Below are 20,679 nucleotides of genomic sequence, written 5' to 3' on the forward strand. Positions count from 1 at the left end.
ATAATGAGTGACAATACAATCCTGCATCCAACAACGATCGTTATTTTTGGTGCAACAGGGGATTTGGCAAAAAGAAAGCTTTTTCCTGCCTTCTACAATTTATATATCGATGGCAGAATGCCAAAAGGGTTTAATATTTTAGCTTTAGGAAGAGCCGAAAATACGGATGAAAGATTCAGCGCTTATATTAAAGAAAATCTGGAGAAATTTTCCAGAAAAACTGTAACCAAGGAAGATTGGGCTGGTTTTCAGGCGCACATCAGCTATTTTCAGCATCAGCTTGATGAAGAAAACTCTTATCGGAATTTATATCAGAAACTAGAAAATTTTGATAAGGTGTACGGAATGAGAGGAAACAGACTTTTCTATTTGTCGATTGCACCACACTTTGTATCGGTAATCTCAAATCATCTTAAAAATACGTCGATAGCATCTGATCCTGCAACAGATCGAATTATTATCGAAAAACCTTTTGGTCACAATAAGGAATCTGCCATTGAGCTAAATAATCTTCTTTCACAAACTTTTCAAGAAGAACAGATTTATCGTATCGATCATTATTTAGGTAAAGAAACAGTTCAGAATATTTTGGCGTTCAGGTTCGGAAATTCAATTTTTGAACCTCTTTGGAACCACAGACATATAGAATCGGTGCAGATTACGGTTGCCGAAGAAGTAGGAGTGGAAACAAGAGCCAGTTTTTATGAGCAGACAGGAGCTTTGCGAGATATGATTCAGAACCATCTTTTGCAAATTCTTTGTATGGTTGCTATGGAACCTCCGGCTTCACTAGAATCTGGTGAGATCAGGGATCGTAAAGTTGATGTTTTAAAATCCATCCGTAGGATTTCTCCCGAAAAAGTAGATCATTATGCAGTAAGAGGGCAGTACGGACGAGGCAAAGTAAATGGGCTAAAAGTAAATGGCTATCGCCAGGAAGAGGGAATTGCCCATGATTCCAATACGGAAACATTTGTCGCTATCAAGTTTTATCTGGATAATGAAAGATGGGAGGATGTTCCTTTTTATGTTCGCACCGGGAAGAAGATGAAAGAAAAGCATTCTTATATAACGATTCAGTTTAAGCCACTTCCAAATTCCATGTTTTCAGAAAGCACCTCGCTTCTGTCGGCTAACCGATTGGTTATTAATATCCAGCCACAAATGGACATCAGATTGCAGTTTATGTCTAAAAAACCAGGTTTGTCTTTGGCACTTAAACCTGTGGAAATGATTTTCGATAATTTTGCCTGTCAGACCGATACGCCCGAGGCGTATGAAACTCTTTTATTGGAAGCACTTGTGGGAGACCTTACACTGTTTATGCGCTCTGATCAGGTAGAAGAAGCTTGGGATGTGATAAAAACGATTCAGGAAACCTGGGAAAAAACCAAAGACCCTTCGTTTCCAAATTATGCTTCAGGAAACTGGGGCCCTGATGACAGTGATGCACTGGTAGAGCGGCAGGGACATCAGTGGGTTTAAAATTTAATGAAAGAGAATGAATATTACGATATTTAATAATCTGGATGCTTTATATAAAAAAGCGGCAGATACATTTGTTGAGCTTTCGAAAAAAGCGATCCAGAAGCATGATAAATTTGTGGTCGCGTTGAGTGGTGGCTCTTCACCGAAAGCTATTTTTAGTTTATTAGCTACTCCCGAATATGCAGATAAAATAATGTGGGACAAAATCCATTTTTTTTGGGTAGATGAAAGATGGGTTTCTCTTGAAGATGAGAAAAGTAATTTTAAGATGACTTTGGAAGTACTTTTGAATAAGGTTCCGGTCAATAAAAATCAGATTTTCCCTATGTATAAAGAGGGAATCGAGCCTGAAAATTACGCTAAAGCATACGAAGCCCAAATCAGAAATGTTTTAGGAGCTGACGGTATTTTTGATTTCATCCTTTTAGGAATGGGTGATGATGGCCACACAGCTTCTCTGTTTCCAGGAGAAAAGATCTTACAGGAAAAAGAAAAATGGGTTGATGCCTACTATTTAAAGCCACAGGCAATGTTCAGAATTACTTTGACTGAACCTATTATCAATAAAGCTGAAAATATTCTGATTGTTACATTTGGTAAATCCAAGAGAAACGCTTTGGATGAAGTTCTTAATGGTGTATATAATCCTGAACTATATCCACTACAGTTAATTGAAAAGAAAGCAGGAGTTCAGATTTTTACCGATAAAGAAGCGGGAATTTAATTCAATTGTCTTTTCATCTGAATGCCCTTTATTTTCAATTGTGCTTTTGGGGTAGGCAGTATGCCTGCGAAAAATTTAGTAACACGTTAGATTCCTATAAAATTCAATATTTTTTGTCTTAAGTTAGCCGTGCACCTTAGTAGCCATTTCTAAATTATAGAAATGGTTACTAAGGATAGTACAACTAGGATCACTAAATTATTTATGCAATAAGACTTTATTTAAATGTTATTCAAACGACCGATCCTGATTTATTGATCTCAGTTTAAAATTTTTGTCAGGTCTACTAACTCAAAACTTTTATCCATTTCGAAAAATGTTCTAAATATTGCGGCGTGTCCAGTACCAACCAGGATGAATATGGTTTTTGTCTCTGGCTTTAATTGATTCTGAATCTTTGATTACATGACTAAATTTCTTTTGTACCAATCGGTCACCAGCCTAGCCCCAAAATAATCTTTCCCAATCATGATTTTATTTGCGAATGAAAAATAAAAGCCGAGGTTATTATCTAATTTGGATTTTTGATTCAAGCATAAAAATAATTGGCTCAGATCTTTTTTTTCTAAACAATCATCCGATAGGGATTTGTTTATTTCGTCAAATTCCTTTTTTAACTCAGGATTCGAATTAAACTCTTTTAGCAAAATATCGAATCGCATTTCTATCATACTGTCAATAGGGAACAATTCCTGATGATTTAATTTTTTTGACAGTCGGAAGGCGAACTGAGACGTTTCGCCTTCGGTAAAGTATCGCTTCATCCTTGCATTTTTTATCGTATCTGTGAACTCATGATATTTGTTGTTTAGATAGGACTGGTAATTTGTATTGAGTTGTTTCTTCTTATTGAAGCTGCTTTCAATAAATATCTGGTCAGGTCTATAATTAGAGGCATAGATTTTTTCCACAATATTATCCAGATCTTGCTGGCTTATAAAACTAAATACGATTGGCTTTTGTCCTTATATTGGAAACTTTTTGGCGTGATTTGAAAAAGTCTGATAATATACCTAGAACCTGATCCGGCTAATGCTGGCGAAGGAAGAAGTGTTTCCTGGCTTACACCCCTCATAAGTCGATAGATGGGAAGTGATATTAAAAGCATATGATCTGTTCATTTATTGTTGTAAATTGAATTATGCCTTTTTAAATTTAAAAAATACACCGCAAAGAGTGGTGGAAACGCAATACGTAATGACGAATTCTAAGCTCATAGTTTTCGATATTAGATAAGATGTCACGCAAATTCCAACAACAGTTAATATAATCAAAATGAGCTTTGCCAATCTTAGATCAACTTTATAACGATTCAGTAAATAGAATGCTAAAATATAGACCAATAAAGTCGGTAGAGAATAGATAGCTGCGATGATCAAAAAATAAGGAAATAGAAAAAGATTATCTATAATATCCTTACTCTCAATTCCTGCATATATAGTGAGGAATACTGCCGGAAGAAATAAGGTACCCCCCCAGGTTTTTAATATATACGACCACTCCATCTAATAATTTCCTTTACTCGGTATGCTGCGCTATCGAAAATTTCCAATTCATTAGTATCTAACTTCCTTTTATAAACTGGCTTATCATTTATATAAAGGTGCAATTCGTTTTCAGGATGATCTATAGCTGCCATATTGATTCGATGATATGTTTGATTTACTCTTCTCCGTCAAAAGGATCATTAAATTCTTCCATCAATTCCTTTGCAATAGGAATATCAGCAGGAGCAAGCTTCCAGTTTAATAGATCAATAACCTTTACCCACTCGAGTTGATCATGATCGGTCGACTCTGAAGCTATATTCTCGGTCTCACAAATAAACGAGATCAATTCAATTGTGATTTTTTCGTAATGGTGAACTGTATTAAAAAAGTACTTTTTAATATTCACGTCCAAATTAAGTTCTTCCATTAATTCCCGTTTTAACGAATCCTCGTGAGCCTCTGCTTCCTCCACCTTACCTCCAGGAAATTCCCAATAACCGCCTAAAGATTTTTCTGGTTTCCGTCGACAGATCAGAACAAGATCATTTTTGAATATAATTCCGCAGACAACTGTGATAAGATCCATAATGATCAATATTTAATTCAAGGTTTCTTTTTATCCATCAATTGCATGCACGTTGCCTGAATAAATGAACTTCCAATTATCAATATTGGTGGATTTTTCAAGAATGGATTTGATCAGGCCATTAAAGTACGCGTTTACGAATTGATGGCTTTTCTCTCTTTTTGGGTTACCGTTACCTTTGAAATAAAATTTTTTCACGTCCATTTTATTCCAAGTGCCGTTGTAGTTCATAATTTGAGCATTAAAAGTTGGACTATTGATTCTTATTTTTCCATCTTTAAACAAAAAAGACAAGGTGTAATCGACATCATAGTAAGCTATAGCGGATGTTTTAAGTCCCCTGTGTTGGTAAGCTGCTAAAGTGATCGCCTGCCCAGGAACCAAAGTCAGGCCTTGTTTGGGATTGGAGCTATTATTGGTAGGTACAGAAAGCAAAGTTGTCCTGGAATACGGTTGCCCTTCCGTTGAGGTGATCCGCTGTGCCAAGATGCCGCTAAAACCCGATCCGAGGAGTGAATAGGACGGAAATGATCTTCATCGGGGAACTTATTTTAATTCATAGACATACTAATATTTTTTGTACTAAAAATATTAGTATTAAAATGTTTTTTTACTTATATTTGCATTGTTAACCAATTTAAAAACAATGTGTTATGAGTGAGTTGAAACAGTCGAAATATATCGATATTACAACAGATTATGGATTTAAAAAAGTTTTCGGATCAGATACCAATAAAGATCTTCTGATCGCTTTCTTAAACGAACTGTTTAGAGGCCGCAAGATTATTGCCGACCTGTATTATAACAAAAATGAGCATGTCGGGGATACAGAGGATATCGGTACCGTTATTTTTGATCTGACCTGTACGGCAGACAATGGCAAACGTTTTATTATTGAAGTGCAGCGCACTGCGCAGGATAATTTGAAAAAGCGCATGCTTTATTACAGCAGTAAATTGATTGCGGATCAGGCACCCAAAGGCAACCGAAGGGCTTGGAATTATGCAATTAGTGAAGTTTATATCATTGTACTGATGGATGGATTTGCAATGCCTGATGCGGGGGATGAGAAGTATTTTCTGCACGATATTTGTTTATGTTATCGAGATCATGATAAAATATTTTATGACGATCTAGGCTTTATATATGTGGAATTGGTTAACTTTGTTAAAGCTGAAGCAGAGTTAATTAATGATTTAGATCGTTGGCTTTATGTACTCAAAAATATGTCTTCACTAAATGGACTTTCCACTTATTTGCGTAAGCCTATTTTTGAGAAGTTATTTCAGTTAGCGGAATATAGCAAACTAAAACCGGAGGAACGAGAGATGTACAACGTTAGTTTAAGGAATAAATGGGATGCCGAGAGTATCCGAAGTAGTCAGGAGGAGCAATTGAAACGAGCGCGCGAAAAAGCAATGGCTGAGGGAAAAGCCGAAGGAAAGGCGGAAGTAATAACAAATCTTTTGTCTTCGAATAAGTTTTCGATATCGGAGATAGCCCAATTAGTGGACGTCACTGTAGAGTTTGTAAAGCAGATCGAGGCAGAGAAGGCTAAAGGAAAATAAAACAGATTACAATATAAGATTTTAAGGCCATTGAGATAATATCTAAGTAGCCTTTTCTTTTTTTATAGGTTAAGTTGGTCTTAGACAATACCATTTTGAATAAGCTCTCATTTAAATAAAAATAATTGTAAGGCCGAAGCGACGAAATCAACTTTTTTATGAAAAGATCAAACGAAGGCGAACTAACCATTGTTATAAGAGTACTTTCATAAATTAGGTTAATAACAGGTAGTAAAAAACCTTGAGATCCCCTCCTCAAGGTTTTTTTATTTTTTTCAAACGAGTAAGACATTCCAATTGTTTCTTATACGAAAAATGAGAAGATTGCTTTGGCTGGCTTGATTTACACTTCTTAGGCCAGCATTTTTATGAAACCGACTATCCCATTATTGGGATCATAACTATATATATCAGGGCTGGTTTATTCCAGCCTTTTTTGTGCCGACACAATCACGATCATAGGGCTTTTGAGTTCGTCTGCGATTCAGGCAACACGGTTAACCATCTCCATGTTAGGCTGTGGTTCAGTAACTAAATTGATCTCAAAGTTATGGGCCAGCAGGGATTTAAGGTATGTGATAAGTGTCCTATGTTATTTTATTACATTGTTTTGTAAAAAAATGTGTTTCCTGCTTTCCTTCTCCAAAGTAATGGTCTACGGGCCAGTAAAATTTGTTTCCGGCTGCATCGTAGATCCAGTCTTAGTCGGGTCTAGCAGTGTATATCGGATGCTCAACAGAAAACACAAAACTGCCGCCCGGTTTTAGCCAACAGTTGATATGCATGCAGGGCGGATCAAAGTCTTTGATGCAATGGAACTTAAGAGAACTGGTGACGCATGATTCCGCGTCGGCCTAGTTTTTTTAAAATATTTTAATTTGAATTAATTCTTTTTTTATTAAAAAACTATTCAAATAAAATTGTTGTTTTGTTATAAACTTTAAATTTCTATAGCATATTACAACTTTATGCATAATCAAAAGTACCCCAAAAACGATAATAGTGACTATGTCATCTCGGATAATGATTATAGATTGGTCGCTGATATGATTAAAAAGGAAATTTTTGGAGTACTCCTTAAAGCGAAATTGATCTGTAGTATCGATATGGCAGTATTGACTTTATTTGATAACAGTCAAAATTTTGTGCACACCTATTTTCATGATGTCGACGGAAATATAAGTATCGATAAAGTATTTTTGGACTATGTGTTTGATGAAGACGGCGCGCTAGAAATACCTGACCTTAGCATGGAGCCTCATTCGCAGCGCAATTCAGTTATTTTTCAAAATTTTGCAATACTGTATTATTATGAAGTGCCACTCATCAGTCAAGAAGGAAAGACAGTCGGTTTTTTAAGCGTTATGGATAGAAGTCCCAATAAGCTTACAGATAATCAACGGACTCTTCTTTCATTATTGTGCACAGAAGTTCTTGGCTTACTTCAAGAGAAAAACCAGCACTTCCAGTTAACTAGTAAATTGGAATATGTGAAATCTACACTGGACATGACGAGTCAGGTGGCCAGAGTGGGGAGCTGGGAGTATGATTTAGTTGATGATTATATCGATTGGTCTGAAATGACAAAGATTATTCATGGCGTTCCAAAGGATTATCGTCCAACTATTAAAACAGCAATTGAGTTTTACAAAGATCCTCAACATAGGATTAAAATTGTTCAGGCTATCAATAGTGCAATCTCTACGGGAACTTCGTGGGATCTTGAATTAGAAATTGATACCTATCAGGGTACCAGCTTGTGGGTTAGAGCACTAGGGAAAGCAACTTTTGAAAAAGGGAAGTGCGTTCGACTATTTGGCACTTTTCAGGATATTGATAAACGTAAACGCTCTGAGGCGGAATCGATTCGCTCTAAGAAAATGCTCGAAGATGTATTGAATGCAACTACTGCAGTCGCTATCATAGCAACTGACGCAGAAGGGTTGATAACCCTTTTCAACCGGGGCGCAGAAAATTTATTAGGATATAAAGGTAATGAAGTGATCGGTAAAATTAGACCGACATTATTTCATAGCAGTAGGGAAGTTAAGGATCGAGCGAAGGAACTTGAAATTGAATTTGGGTATCCGATTAGTGAATTTAGGGTGTTTGTCGAGATGGCAGAGCGCTACGGATCGGAGCAAAGAGAATGGACCTATATAAAAAAGGATTTTACGCGACTTTACGTATCTCTTGCTGTTACTGCAATGCGGGATATTTCTGGTCAGATTATAGGTTATCTTGGTATTGCCACAGACATTACGAAGATTGTTCTTCAGAGAGAAGAGCTAAGGAAAGCGAAGAAGCTTGCTGACCAGGGTAGCGTGGCGAAGTCAGAATTTCTCGCCAACATGAGTCATGAAATTCGTACACCTCTTAACGGAATTATAGGTTTTACGGATTTGATGAGTCGAACAAAACTAGACGATACACAAAAAGAATATGTTTCTATTGTCGATCAGTCTGCTAATCTTCTTTTGAGCATCATAAACGATATACTTGATTTTTCTAAAATTGAAGCTGGCAAATTGGAGCTTTCGGTTGAAAAAAATGATTTGTATGAGATGTTTGCTCAGGTGACAAGTTTGATTGACTTTCAGTGGAAAGCCAAAAAATTGGATTTTCAGGTTAATTTATCAGAATCACTACCACATTATATTTGGGTTGACTCACTTCGACTCAAACAGGTGCTCATGAATCTTCTAAGTAATGCAATAAAATTTACGGACAAGGGAAGTGTTGCACTAAATGTCGATGTACTATCTTCGGACGAAAACTCCACCACGCTGCGCGTCAGTGTAACGGACAGCGGAATAGGTATTAAACCAGAGAAACAGCAAAAAATATTTGAAGCATTCTCTCAGGAAGATGCTTCAATAAGCAAGAGATTTGGCGGAACAGGCCTTGGACTAAGCATTTCAAACCAGTTGCTAAAAATGATGGATAGTAATCTAAAACTGGAAAGTGAATATGGAAAAGGAAGTCAATTTTATTTCGAAATAACATTAAGATCGCTAAAAGGGGATGTGTACGAATGGAAACTTTTAGAATCTTTAAAGATTATGATCGTTGCCCGACAAGATGAAGATCGAGCCAATATTGCATTGATGTTGCATTTGAAGAAAGTTAATATCTCCTTGGCCGATAACGGATTTGAGGTTCTTCAAATGTTGGCCAAAGGTGAGTGTTATGATGCGATTATTATAGACAATGATCTACCTATAATGAACGGTATCGATACGATAAAAAAAATTAGGGAAAAGTTACTTTTCAAAGGAGTTGGACAGCCCCTAGTTTTAATGTTATCCGCTCTTGAGACCAACCCAGCCCTTATTGCTGAAAGCAGCCATATTATTCATTGTATTAATAAACCCGTTAAAGTAAATCAACTGTATTCTACATTAGTTGCAGCATTACAGCAGGATGAAGAAACCATCAAATATGCCGAAAGAGAAACGGCCTTTTTGGAAAGAAAATACAAGATTTTAATTATTGAGGACAACAAATTTAATATGTTGCTTACTAGAACCATTGTACAGAATGTTCTTTCCAATGCGGAAATCATAGAAGCGGTCGATGGGATAATGGGATTTGAATTGTTCAAGGAAAATAATCCTGATTTGATCTTCATGGATATACAGATGCCTGAAATGAATGGCTATGAATTAACTGAATTGATTAGGGAAAATGAGGGCGGGACGATGCATACGCCAATTATAGCATTGACAGCCAGTAATATTAAGGACGAAAAGGAAAGGTGCATTTCTTGTGGAATGGATGATTTTGCTGTGAAGCCGTTCGTCAAAAAAACATTACTGGAGCTTTTGAGAAAGTGGTTGATAAATGAAGGCAATAACTAGGTATGAAAGACTTGGATTTGATTTAGTTAATAATGGCTAGTCGAGAGATGGGTACTTTTTGAAATAAAGACCTTTTTCCATTGAACAATGTTGATTGAATAGATAGAGATACTTATCAAATGTCCTCCTTAAAAGACTGTTAATGAGTTTCAAACTTGTTGTTAAGTCAAGGTTGATAATTTCTTTATTTTATAGCGCGCTATTGCCTAAATTTGATAGATTTCTTTAATGCATGAAAAACAAAAAGATACAGACTTTAATTCCATGGATCGATACCATTAGTCAATTTTTCGATACTTTCAGGATTGGCACAGCTGCAAATGATTTAGTTAACGTCATGCGGATTGAAGAGCAGGCAAAAGGCAAATTGCTTTTCATGCCGCTTTTCCGAGGTAATTTTTTTCGTATTTTAATCTGTAAAACAAAGGGGCCTAGATTCCTGCTTCCTGACGAAACCATCCATACGTCAGCTAACAGTATTTATTTCGCATATCCCGGTAAAATGGAAAGCTGGCAGCGTGAGGAAACGATTTATGGCTATCTCATTTGTTTTACATCCGAATTTGCTGGAATCGACCCTCTAACACCCAAATTTGAAAAAGATTACCCTTTTTTTATGCGTGGAGCCAACTCACTTCTGAGGCTTTCGCGGCAAGATATGGAAAAGGTATCGCATACAGCCGAAACGCTGCTTCTTGAAATGAATTCGGGACAGGAGGATAATTTTGAAATGATGCAAACTTTATTAAAAGTATTGCTTATCCAAATCCGTCGTCTATATTATAAAGATAAGGAGCTAAAAACTCCTTTTCAGTTAAAACATGCATCCCTGATGGTTAAGTTTAGAAAAGTGCTCGATGCTTATGCCATTGACACCCCCGATATACGAAAAGAAGGAAGGCCAACGGTTCGAAAAATCGCAGATGAACTGAATCTCACAGCCAGCCATTTGAATTTTTTAGTAAAAAAATATACCGGGCACACGGCGTTGTTTCACATTAATGAAAAGCTAGTGCTGGAAGCAAAAAGTCTTTTAACACACACTGATCTGCAGGTGTCAGAAATAGCTGATCTATTACAATTTAATGAAGCAAATTATTTCAATCGGTTTTTTAAAAAGATGACCGGTCTAACTCCTACAGCATACCGTCAAGACGCTTTACTGCTTATGCAAAGCCCACTTACGGTTTAAATCGATAAAAAGTCCAATTATCACCTCAATCCGTATAAGTCTTCTGCGGCTAACATTCTTGAAATTTGTATCATTTAACAAATAATAGAAATGTACAAATTAATTACAAATGACAGAATGGCCACAGGCGTATCTATGTTTCCGGTTTATATTCTTTCTTTGGCAACTTTCATTGTTTTTTTTCAGGGATTCATGGTCGCGCCATTGCTTCCACTGCTATCCGAACAGTTTGGTACGACTACCCGGCATGTGAGTTTTATTGAACCATCGTACCTGCTTGGCTATGGATTGTTTACATTGGTATATGCGCCTCTAAGTGATCGCTTTGGCAGGTTCCGGATAATTACGTTATGCCTAATCATCTTTTCCGTATTGACATTACTTACCGCTTACGTCCAAGGAACCAATCAGATGATTTTTCTTCGTTTGCTAACTGGCATCGGTGCCGCCGGTATTGCCCCCACAACCATTAGCTGGATCAGCGATCGGTACCCGTACGAAAAACGGGGGCACGCGCTTGGGATATTCTTTGGTAACATGGCAGGTGGCACAGCTTTCGGATCCAGCGCAGGCGCTTTGATCACATCGCTAGTCGGTTGGCAATGGCTTTTTATTGGCGTCGCGAGCATCGCGCTGCTTATTTTGCTGCTGATTGTCATGTATCAAAAGGACATATTTAAAGCAAATGAGATGATCCGTGGAGTTAAGGAGAACATTTTCCTCGTCTTCTGCAATATCCTGTCGAGCGGAAGAGCTAGGCATACCTATTTCTATGTTTTGTTTAACGGGATGTTCCATGGTGGTATTTTTGCCTGGCTGGCTTATTTTTTCTATAGAAACTATGGCCTCGACGAATTACAGATTGGGCTAGCCTTGTTGGGGTATGGTATTCCGGGCCTATTACTAGGTCCATTACTCGGAAAGCTTGCGGACCACTATGGAAGACAGAGAATAATACCTTTAGGTTTATTTTTGGGAGCGCTTACCGTATTGCTGCTCAGCCAAAATCTAAATCTTGCAGCATCCTGTGTTTTAGTGGCTTTACTTTCACTCGGATTTGACCTCTCGCATCCTTTGTTTGCTGCTATTGTCACCACATTCAGTGCGCAAAAAGGAGCGGCGACAGGACTTTTTGCATTCTTTCTTTTCTCGGGTTATGGCCTGGGGAGCCTTTTACTGAGCCTGATTATCAATATCGGTCTGGAAAGCGCATTCCAGGTGTTCGGCGGGTGCCTTTTACTGGCTGCGATTTGCTCGATATTTGTTTTTAGGAAAGAGAAGTAGTTACTTAAATGCTGATCTCTGTAGTTCGTCATAGCATTGAATATATCTTATTTCGTCGTTTAAAACAACTTGTTCACCTGAGTGGTTTTATGAACGTAGCGGCGTATCATACTGATCCACTATAACATTTAAAACGTGTGGACCGACAAAAATTGATGATTCAAAACAACTAGCTGAAAATGAAAAATATAACGATTTTACACACAGCCAATGAATTTATTGCCAAAGGAGATTATGAAAGCTTCTTAGCTTATTGTACTGCAGAGACGAAATGGGTTTTTATAGGTGAGCGTATTCTCCATGGGAAAGAAGAAGTTCGCGCTTATTTGAAAGAGTTCTATCAGGAACCGCCGGTTTTTGATGTGGAAAAATCTATTGAGGAAGGTGATTTTGTTATGGTGACCGGAGAAATTCGGTTGAGAAATAAGGACGGAAAATATGATTATTTCGATTATTGCGACATTTGGCGATTCGAAGATGGAAAAATGGCAGAGCTTAAAGCATTTGTCATTGAAAAACAAGGATTGCCGCTACCCTCATCCGAATAGGCTTAGTGTTTGATCTATTTCATATTTGATTATATAATAATCCTTAATTTTGATTGGAAGTGTGGGACTTTTAACCGGATGTGCCGTAATAAATTTTGAGGGGGGGGCATGGCTTATAAACGGACTAAAACAATGGAAAATGAATTAAAATACCAGGCAATAAAACCTGACAAGTCGTTAGCGGATTTTGTTGAAAGCTTTTGGCAACTAGAAAACCAATCGGATTGTAATAGAGAGGTTGTTGTGTTGCCAGACGGAAGAGTTGATCTATTTTTCACGCAAACTGCAGCAGAGCCTTTCCACGCGACGCTTTTGGGTATCCAAACTCAGCCGGGGCACGCGATCATTGGGCCTTTGCGACAGACTTGCGCCATCAGTTTTAACCCGCTTGCAGTCCAATCTGTTTTTCAGACCAGCATCGCCAACTTGGTGGACAGGGCAACGCTCTTGCCTCCTAATTTTTGGAACTTTAGTGCCGACGACTTGAACAACTTTAATTTATTCTGCGCGAAAGCGACAAAAAAAATACAGTCGCTTTTGCCGCTTGAAGTTGACAACAGGAAACGGAAACTGTTCGACCTCATTTATAGATCAAACGGGGCGATTACAATTAAAGAACTTGCCGCGCAATCGTTTTGGAGTCGGCAACAAATCAACCGTTATTTCGATCAGCAGTTCGGACTTACGGCAAAAGCATATTGCAATATTATCCGCTTCCGTGCTTCCTTTCAGCATATCAAAAAAGGCAAATTGTTTCCACAGCAAAACTTTGCCGATCAATCCCATTTTATTAAAGAAGTTAAGAAACTTGCTGGTGTTTCACCAAAAGAACTGTTGAAGAACCAAAATGAGCGTTTTATACAATTTTCAACGCTCAGGCCAACGTAATTTTGTTCAGTCAAAAAAATAAATTTTACTGGATATGAAATTACAAGACAAGAAAGTTGCAGTTGTTGGCGGTGGTCTTGGCGGACTCACATTAGCCAAACTCTTACAATCAAAAGGAGTAAATGTAACCGTATATGAACGTGATAGCAATAAAGAAGTTCGCCAGCAGGGAGCCACACTGGATCTGCACGAAGAAAGTGGTTTGGAAGCTCTTCGAAGAGCAAATTTGATGAACGAATTTAAAGCTAGCTTTCGACCCGACGCGGGACGTTTAAGGGTGTTGGACGAGCAGGCCATTATCAAAATGGACGAGCACGAGCTTCAAGATAAGGATCAAGAAGATCGCCCTGAAATTGATCGTGCACCTTTGCGTGATATTTTAATAAGCGCATTGCATGAAGACACCATTGTTTGGGACAGTCAGTTTATTTCAATGGTAAAACAGGATCATGGCTGGCTTCTGCATTTCAAAAACGGAAAATCTTTTTATGCTGACCTTGTCATTGCAGCCGACGGTGCAAACTCAAAAATTCGCCCTTACCTAACCGATATTAAGCCGATTTATTCTGGCGTTACAATTGTTGAAGGGAATATTTACAGAGCCGAAAAAAACACACCGGAACTTTGGGAAATCACAAAAGGCGGAAAAGTATTTGCGCTTGGAAACGAACAATCCATTATTTTAAGTGCAAAAGGAGAGGGCAGTTTATCGTTTTATACCGGTTGTAAAGTTCCCGAAAATTGGGTGCAGGAAAGCGGCATTGACTTTAATAACAAGCAACAGGTTTTTGATTGGTTTAAAGTCGCGTTCTCCTCCTGGGGCGAAAAATGGCATGAACTTTTTGCAAGTAATGAAATTTGGTTTATGCCGCGACCACAATACCACTTTCCGTTAGACCAGACGTGGACAACATTATCAAACTTGACCATGCTTGGTGACGCAGCTCATCGTATGCCGCCATATGCCGGTGAGGGTGTAAATCAGGCGATGCAGGATGCTTTTGAATTGGCCGAGAATCTGACATGCGACCATTTTCCGAATATTCAGAGTGCAATTTCAAATTACGAAAAACAAATGCAGGCAAGGGCGGCAGCAGTAACAAAAGATACATTGCAAAACACTGAAATATTGCACGCTAAAGGTGGACTTGATAATTTGCTAGCGATGTTTAACGAGCGGCGGTAAATATCGCTGCATTGTTCAGAAAGGGAATCTGTTTGGATATTTTTTCTGAATTGTACCATTAAAAAAGGGCGTCCATTCAGACACCCTCATTTTGGAATTAAGATGTTAGCCTAACGATTATTTAAATCTAAGGTTTAGCGAAATAATATCCGACTTCATTCCCACTGACTTGGTGTAATGTCCGTGCCGCAGTTCCAGCATATCCAATTTATGGATGCCGAAAAATCTATTGGGGAGATTCAAACGGACGCCGGCATCAGCGTGTTTAATAATGTTTTCATATCGATTTTATTTAATCTTCCCCACTGTTTTTTAACTGCATTAATAAGGTATAAGCATTTTTACTAACTATTTTTTTACCTACAAAATCTCGAGGGTTCAACACCTTCGCCAGCCCTTTTTGGGGCTCCTCAACGGAAATTGCTTTAAGACGATAATTTCTGTTTCCTTCCGAGACGAATACATAACTTTTTCCTTCAAAGTCTACAATACATTCTTCGGGCAGAGCCTGCCCCAAGCTCGTTGTCGTTTGGATTTCAGCATTCATATATAGGCCAGGTACCAGATTCAGATCATATTTATCCAAATGGCAATGAACATCTGTCATACCTGTGGGATCGACATCTTTGCCGATCAAATGAATTTTTCCCGAATACTTTTTATTGGGGTTAGCATTGGAGTAAGCTAATAGCGTTTGTCCTGGATGCAGCTGTTCAAGGTCCTTTTCATAGACTTTCAGATTTAGATGGATGTCCGTTGGGTTGATCAATTCAAAGAGGACATCAGAAGGATTTACATATCTTCCGACATTGACATTGACTTTACTTACATAGCCATCGATCGTGCTATAGACGGGCGCACTTTTACGGATATTTCCTGGGGTAACAGTGCTAGGTTGAATATGAATAAGTTCTAACTGTCTGGCAATTGAATTCATTACTATCTGCTGGCTGTTCATTTCGGCCTGTGCTTGCTGCATTACTTTATCACTGCTTGCCTGGCTCTGGTTGAGTTCTTTTTGACGTCTGTAGTCGAGCTCGGCAAATTGTAGTTTCGACTTGGCAGCAAGATAGTCCTGCTGCAGTTGAATAAACTGTGGATTTTCGACGATGGCAATAATATCACCTTTTGATATTTTCATGCCTGGCAGCAGGCTGGTACTCTTTAGGTATCCCCCCAAAGGAATACTTACCGACACCAGATTCTGAGGCGGTACATCAATTTTTCCATTCAGTTTTAATATGCTGGCTATTAGCTGGTCCGAAAGCGTTACCGTCTCTATTTGGGCATTTTGCAGTTGCGCTTCCGTTAAGGAAACAAGAGTTTCGTCTTTCGGCTTTGCTGATGACGGTGAAGCCTCGCCTTTATTCCCCTTGCAAGAGACGCCAGTTATTGCCAACATAAGAACGATATATTGGACTATGATATTTTTCGTTTTCATTTCTATTGATTTATCATGATGTAATGAAGCTGAATGGCATTTTCGTTGAGCTGCCACAATGCATCTGTATAGCTACTTTTCAACGCGATAGCCTGGTTTATTAAAGTGACAAATTCGAGATAGTCAATGGCTCCATTGGAAAATTGCTTCTGCGCTGTTTCAAAAACTATTGCTGCATTTTTGAGTCCCTCGGATTCATATTGATCGACAATAGCAAGACTGGTCTGATAGCGTTGCGCGAATTCTTGGACCCGTCTTTCAAGCGCAGATTGTGCATTTTGAAGTTCATCGCTTGCAATGGTTTCTGCCAGACGTGCAGTTTCGATCCGAGCACGCTGTCCGCTGGAAAATACCGGTATGGAGAGCCCTAACTGCACCGAATGAAATCTTGGACTCGCGTCGTAGATTCTGTTATCAGGCCCTGCGCCTTTAAAACTATTCAGATTGTAGCCTAGCAGCAGTTGGGGGAGTAGTCTGGATTTTTCTATTGCAGTTGTGTGCGCTGCGACTATCTTTTCTTGTTGCAGCACTTTGAGTAAAGGGTGGTCGGCTACTGATGACTGAACGAAAATAGCCTTTTCCACAATGGTAGGGGTGTAGGTTTCTGATGTGTTTAGCAACCATTGAAATTGCAGTTGAAGGACATTTATTTCATCAGCTACCTGTCTCAATTGGATTGTGATTGCGGCCTTTTGATTTGCCGCAGTTGAGCTTTCCAACGCATTGCTTTCTCCTGTCTTTTTACGGAGGATGGTCTTGTCAAGGAAGCTGCTATAAAGGGATAATGCCTCGCTCAAAAGTTTTTCCTTTTGCTGCCAATATAGTATGTTATAGTAGGTAAGGCTGACGGCCTTTTTCAGCTCAAACTCTTTAAGCGTGACATTCAGCTGGCTTTTTTTCCACTCTTCGGTATAGCGCATACGTTCCCTTCTGTAGACAGTAGGAAAACCAAAACGTTGACTGATACTAACCTTAGTATCCTGGTAAGCGCTATTGATCTGCCCGTAATCTAGGTTGATATCCGTCTGCGGAATATCTGCAGTGGATGTCCCTATTAGAGCCTTGGCATAAGCCACACGCAGTTTTTCAATTTTTATGTTTCGGTTGTTTTGGAGAGCGAGTTCAATGGATTGATCCAAAGTGATCTTTGTCTGTGCTGTCGAATTTTTTGTTGCAAAAACAACAAGAGCAATCAAAAGAGGCACAATATATTTTCCTTTTAATCTATTAGGTTTAAATCCGCGCTCCATGGTTACGTAAAGGAGTGGAAGCACAAATAAGGTTAATAGCGTCGCGATAAGCAGGCCACCAATGACCACAGTTGCCAAAGGTCGCTGTACTTCAGCTCCAGCGCCGTTGCTCAGCGCCATGGGGATAAATCCCAGTGAGGCCACCGATGCGGTCATCAAAACGGGGCGCAGCCGATTTTCACCACCATCGACAACAATACGCACAATATTACGGATGCCACTTTTTTGAAGCCGGTTAAATTCAGATATCAATACGATACCATTGAGCACAGCGACACCAAATAGCGCTATAAATCCAACTCCGGCACTAATACTAAAAGGCATTCCCCGCAGCGCCAACAAGAACACTCCACCGATAATCGATAATGGTATAGCCGTATAGATCAATAAACTTTCCCTAACGGATTTAAATGCAAGGAATAGGAGTATGAAAATTAGCGCTAACGCAATAGGTACAGCAATCAGCAAACGTTGTTTGGCATTGTTGAGGTTTTCAAAAGAACCCCCATATTTAATGGAGTATCCTGTTGGAAGTTTGATTTCCTTGTCAATCTTAGCTTGTAAGTCATGTACGATACTTTGTACATCCCGACCGTTAATATTAAATCCGACGACAATCCGCCGTTGCGCATTTTCCCGTTGGATTTGGTTAGGGCCCTGTATAATCTCTACACGGGCCAATTGGGATAGTGGAATTTGGTTGCCCATTGGAGTAGGAATCAAAAGGTTACGGATGTCAGTAATATTATTTCGGTCTCTGGCAGCTAGCCGTACAACCATGTCGAAGCGTTTCTCACCCTCGAATACCAAGCCCGTTCGCTGCCCGGCAAAAGCCGCATTGATGGTTCTATTTACTTCATCAATCGAGAGATGATGCTGTGCAATGCTAGGGCGATTATAAGATATGACAACTTGCGGAAGCCCGGCAATCGGTTCGATATAGAGATTTTGGGTTCCCTGGACCTGTTCGATTATTTTACCTATCTTTTGAGCATGTAAGGTCAGGGAATCCAGGTTGTCTCCAAATATTTTGAGGACAACGTCCTGACGTGCTCCCGTCATCAGCTCGTTGAACCGCATTTGCACAGGGTACTGAAAACCGGCCGTAATGCCGGGAACATCGGCTAATGCTTCGCTCATTTTTGTAGCGAGTTCAGGAAAGGTATGTGCCGAAGTCCATTGCTTTTTATCTTTTAAAATAACCATCATATCCGAGGCCTCCATCGGCATAGGATCGGTCGGCACCTCGCCACTACCAATTTTGGTGACTACTTTTTCTACTTCTGGAAATCTGCTCTTTAAGATATGTGCAGCTTTCTGTGTGCTTTCAATGGTCGTAGTCAGGTTACTTCCTGGGAGGACACGGGTATCTACCGCAAAATCACCTTCCTCCAGTGAAGGAATAAATTCCCCACCTAGCTGGCTAAGTATCACTACAGCTCCTATAAAAAGTAAAATAACCAATGTAAAAATTGTCTTTGGAATCCGCAGTACTTTTAGTAGTGTGTGCAGGTAAAACTTTTCCAGTCTTTTCATCAGCTGATCCGAAAGCGACGGTTTGTTACTTTTTGAACGAAGTACAAATGAACTCATCATCGGTATATAGGTAAGCGATAGAAGGAATGCCCCCAATAGTGCAAAAGCAACAGTTTCTGCCATAGGTTTGAACATTTTGCCCTCGATTCCTTGTAACGTTAAGATTGGAAGGTAAACGATCAGAATAATGACTTGTCCAAAGACAGCACTATTCATCATACGACCGGCTGATGCAGTTACCAAATCGTCCATTTCAGAAGCAGGTACTTTGAGTAGGGCTTTGAATCGTTGCTGTTGCATAAGCTGATGCATGACGGATTCAACAATAATGACTGCACCATCAATGATTAATCCAAAATCGAGTGCACCAAGACTCATCAGATTACCACTCACCCCAAAAAGGTTCATCATACAGATCGCAAAAAGCATGGCCAGAGGAATGACTGAGGCCACGAGCAATCCGGCCCGTACATTCCCCAAAAAGAGAACTAGTACAAATACCACAATGAGTGCGCCTTCCAAAAGATTTGTCTGCACTGTGCTGATCGCATTATTGACCATTTTGGTACGGTCCAGAAAGGGCTCGATGATGACTCCTTTGGGCAGGGTTTTTCTGATTTCCTCTACCTTGGCTTTGACGTCCGCAATCACTTGGCTACTGTTGGCTCCTTTAAGCATCATGACGACGGCTCCAGCCACTTCTCCATTGTCATTGTAGGTCATGGCACCGTATCGCGTTGCAAAACCCGGACGTACATCGGCTACGTCCCGAATGAAAATCGGTAAGTCATTTTGCTTCCCTGTAATCGCAATATTCTGAATGTCTTCAATCGTGCCAACCAATCCTTCACTTCGGATGTAGAGGACTGTGGGGCCTTTTTCGATGTAAGCGCCACCGGTATTCTGATTGTTGGTGTTGAGGGCATCAAAGACATCGTTAATGGTAATCCCATAAGCATTTAGCCTGTCGGGGTTTACAGCGATCTCATATTGTTTGAGTTTGCCACCAAAACTGCTGACCTCAGCCACCCCTTTAACACCCAGCAGCTGCCGTCTGACAATCCAGTCCTGGATAGTACGGAGCTCAGTGACGTTATATGTACGCTCGTATCCTTCTTGCGGGCGAACGACATATTGATAAATTTCGCCAAGACCTGTAGAAATAGGACCTAATTGTGGAGAACCTATACCTGTCGGGATTTCCTGTTGTACCTGTTGCAGACGCTCAGCTACCTGTTGCCGGGCCCAATAGATATCGATATTGTCATCAAAAACAATGGTTACCAAGGATAGTCCGAATCGCGAAAAGCTACGGATTTCCTGTAATCCAGCGATATTACTGTTAGCCTGTTCGATCGGAAAGGTCACGAGCCTTTCAATATCTGTTGCTCCAAAGGATGGAGCTATTGTAATGACCTGCACTTGATTATTGGTAATATCGGGTACGGCATCAATAGGCAATTTGGTCACCTGATAAGCACCTACACCGATCAAAGCCAACATCAACAGCACGACAATGAGTTTGTTCTTTACAGAGAACTCAATAATTTTCGTAAGCATATCAATTTGATTCTGTTAAATCGTAAGTTTTGATAAAGACACAAGCGATCAGCAGCATGTTGACATTGAAAAATGCTT

At 39.4% G+C, this 20,679-nt stretch carries 13 protein-coding genes, 1 pseudogene and 1 riboswitch; of the genes and pseudogenes, 9 read left to right on the plus strand and 5 right to left on the minus strand.

The genetic code is table 11. From position 1 onward, the window contains the following. Positions 1–3 precede the first annotated feature (3 nt). On the plus strand, positions 4–1,485 hold the full coding sequence (gene zwf / locus ACLCDV_RS10715; protein ID WP_317667098.1) for a glucose-6-phosphate dehydrogenase: 1,482 nt from the start codon (positions 4–6) through the stop codon (positions 1,483–1,485). Between the two features lie 16 nt (positions 1,486–1,501). Then, the gene (gene pgl / locus ACLCDV_RS10720) at positions 1,502–2,212 is read left to right on the plus strand and encodes a 6-phosphogluconolactonase (RefSeq protein WP_411973639.1); all 711 of its coding nucleotides are present in this window, start codon (positions 1,502–1,504) and stop codon (positions 2,210–2,212) included. Between the two features lie 260 nt (positions 2,213–2,472). On the opposite strand, the pseudogene ACLCDV_RS10725 reads toward pgl, so the two are convergent. From ACLCDV_RS10725 to ACLCDV_RS10735, 3 genes and pseudogenes are all read right to left on the minus strand, one after another. Continuing rightward, positions 2,473–3,123, minus strand: a pseudogene (locus ACLCDV_RS10725) (DUF5694 domain-containing protein). A 60-nt stretch (positions 3,124–3,183) separates the two neighbouring features. Further along, a riboswitch (TPP riboswitch) is annotated at positions 3,184–3,276 on the plus strand. Positions 3,277–3,874: 598 nt separating this feature from the next. Beyond that, the gene (locus tag ACLCDV_RS10730) at positions 3,875–4,288 is read right to left on the minus strand and encodes a (deoxy)nucleoside triphosphate pyrophosphohydrolase (protein ID WP_411973640.1); all 414 of its coding nucleotides are present in this window, start codon (positions 4,286–4,288) and stop codon (positions 3,875–3,877) included. Between the two features lie 30 nt (positions 4,289–4,318). Further along, positions 4,319–4,774 (minus strand): hypothetical protein, encoded by a 456-nt coding sequence (locus ACLCDV_RS10735; protein WP_411973641.1) that lies wholly within the window; start codon positions 4,772–4,774, stop codon positions 4,319–4,321. A 167-nt stretch (positions 4,775–4,941) separates the two neighbouring features. Between ACLCDV_RS10735 and ACLCDV_RS10740 the strand changes: the two genes are divergently transcribed. From ACLCDV_RS10740 to ACLCDV_RS10770, 7 genes are all read left to right on the plus strand, one after another. Then, the gene (locus ACLCDV_RS10740; protein WP_411973642.1) at positions 4,942–5,856 is read left to right on the plus strand and encodes an Rpn family recombination-promoting nuclease/putative transposase; all 915 of its coding nucleotides are present in this window, start codon (positions 4,942–4,944) and stop codon (positions 5,854–5,856) included. A gap of 968 nt (positions 5,857–6,824) precedes the next feature. Then, positions 6,825–9,716: a response regulator gene (locus ACLCDV_RS10745; protein WP_411973643.1), complete on the plus strand. Its 2,892-nt coding sequence runs from the start codon at positions 6,825–6,827 to the stop codon at positions 9,714–9,716. Between the two features lie 232 nt (positions 9,717–9,948). Further along, the gene (locus ACLCDV_RS10750; protein WP_411973644.1) at positions 9,949–10,908 is read left to right on the plus strand and encodes a helix-turn-helix domain-containing protein; all 960 of its coding nucleotides are present in this window, start codon (positions 9,949–9,951) and stop codon (positions 10,906–10,908) included. 90 nt (positions 10,909–10,998) lie between these two features. Next, positions 10,999–12,192, plus strand: coding sequence for an MFS transporter (locus ACLCDV_RS10755; RefSeq protein WP_317667088.1), 1,194 nt, complete (start codon positions 10,999–11,001; stop codon positions 12,190–12,192). 179 nt (positions 12,193–12,371) lie between these two features. Next, complete coding sequence (locus ACLCDV_RS10760) at positions 12,372–12,740, plus strand: nuclear transport factor 2 family protein (RefSeq protein WP_088161244.1); 369 nt, start codon at positions 12,372–12,374, stop codon at positions 12,738–12,740. A 132-nt stretch (positions 12,741–12,872) separates the two neighbouring features. Next, positions 12,873–13,628, plus strand: coding sequence for a helix-turn-helix domain-containing protein (locus ACLCDV_RS10765; protein WP_411973645.1), 756 nt, complete (start codon positions 12,873–12,875; stop codon positions 13,626–13,628). 34 nt (positions 13,629–13,662) lie between these two features. Beyond that, positions 13,663–14,814, plus strand: a complete 1,152-nt coding sequence (locus tag ACLCDV_RS10770; RefSeq protein ID WP_411973646.1) for an FAD-dependent oxidoreductase — start codon at positions 13,663–13,665, stop codon at positions 14,812–14,814. Between the two features lie 292 nt (positions 14,815–15,106). Here the strand turns inward: ACLCDV_RS10770 and ACLCDV_RS10775 are convergent, their stop codons facing one another. Together ACLCDV_RS10775 and ACLCDV_RS10780 are read right to left on the minus strand one after the other, a co-directional pair. After that, entirely contained in the window at positions 15,107–16,255 is a 1,149-nt protein-coding gene (locus tag ACLCDV_RS10775) for an efflux RND transporter periplasmic adaptor subunit (protein WP_411973647.1), read from the minus strand. Between the two features lie 2 nt (positions 16,256–16,257). Continuing rightward, positions 16,258–20,601, minus strand: coding sequence for a CusA/CzcA family heavy metal efflux RND transporter (locus tag ACLCDV_RS10780; protein ID WP_411973648.1), 4,344 nt, complete (start codon positions 20,599–20,601; stop codon positions 16,258–16,260). Positions 20,602–20,679 lie beyond the last annotated feature (78 nt).

Source organism: Sphingobacterium sp. Lzh-3, from assembly GCF_046764375.1.
Classification (GTDB): Bacteria; Bacteroidota; Bacteroidia; order Sphingobacteriales; family Sphingobacteriaceae; genus Sphingobacterium.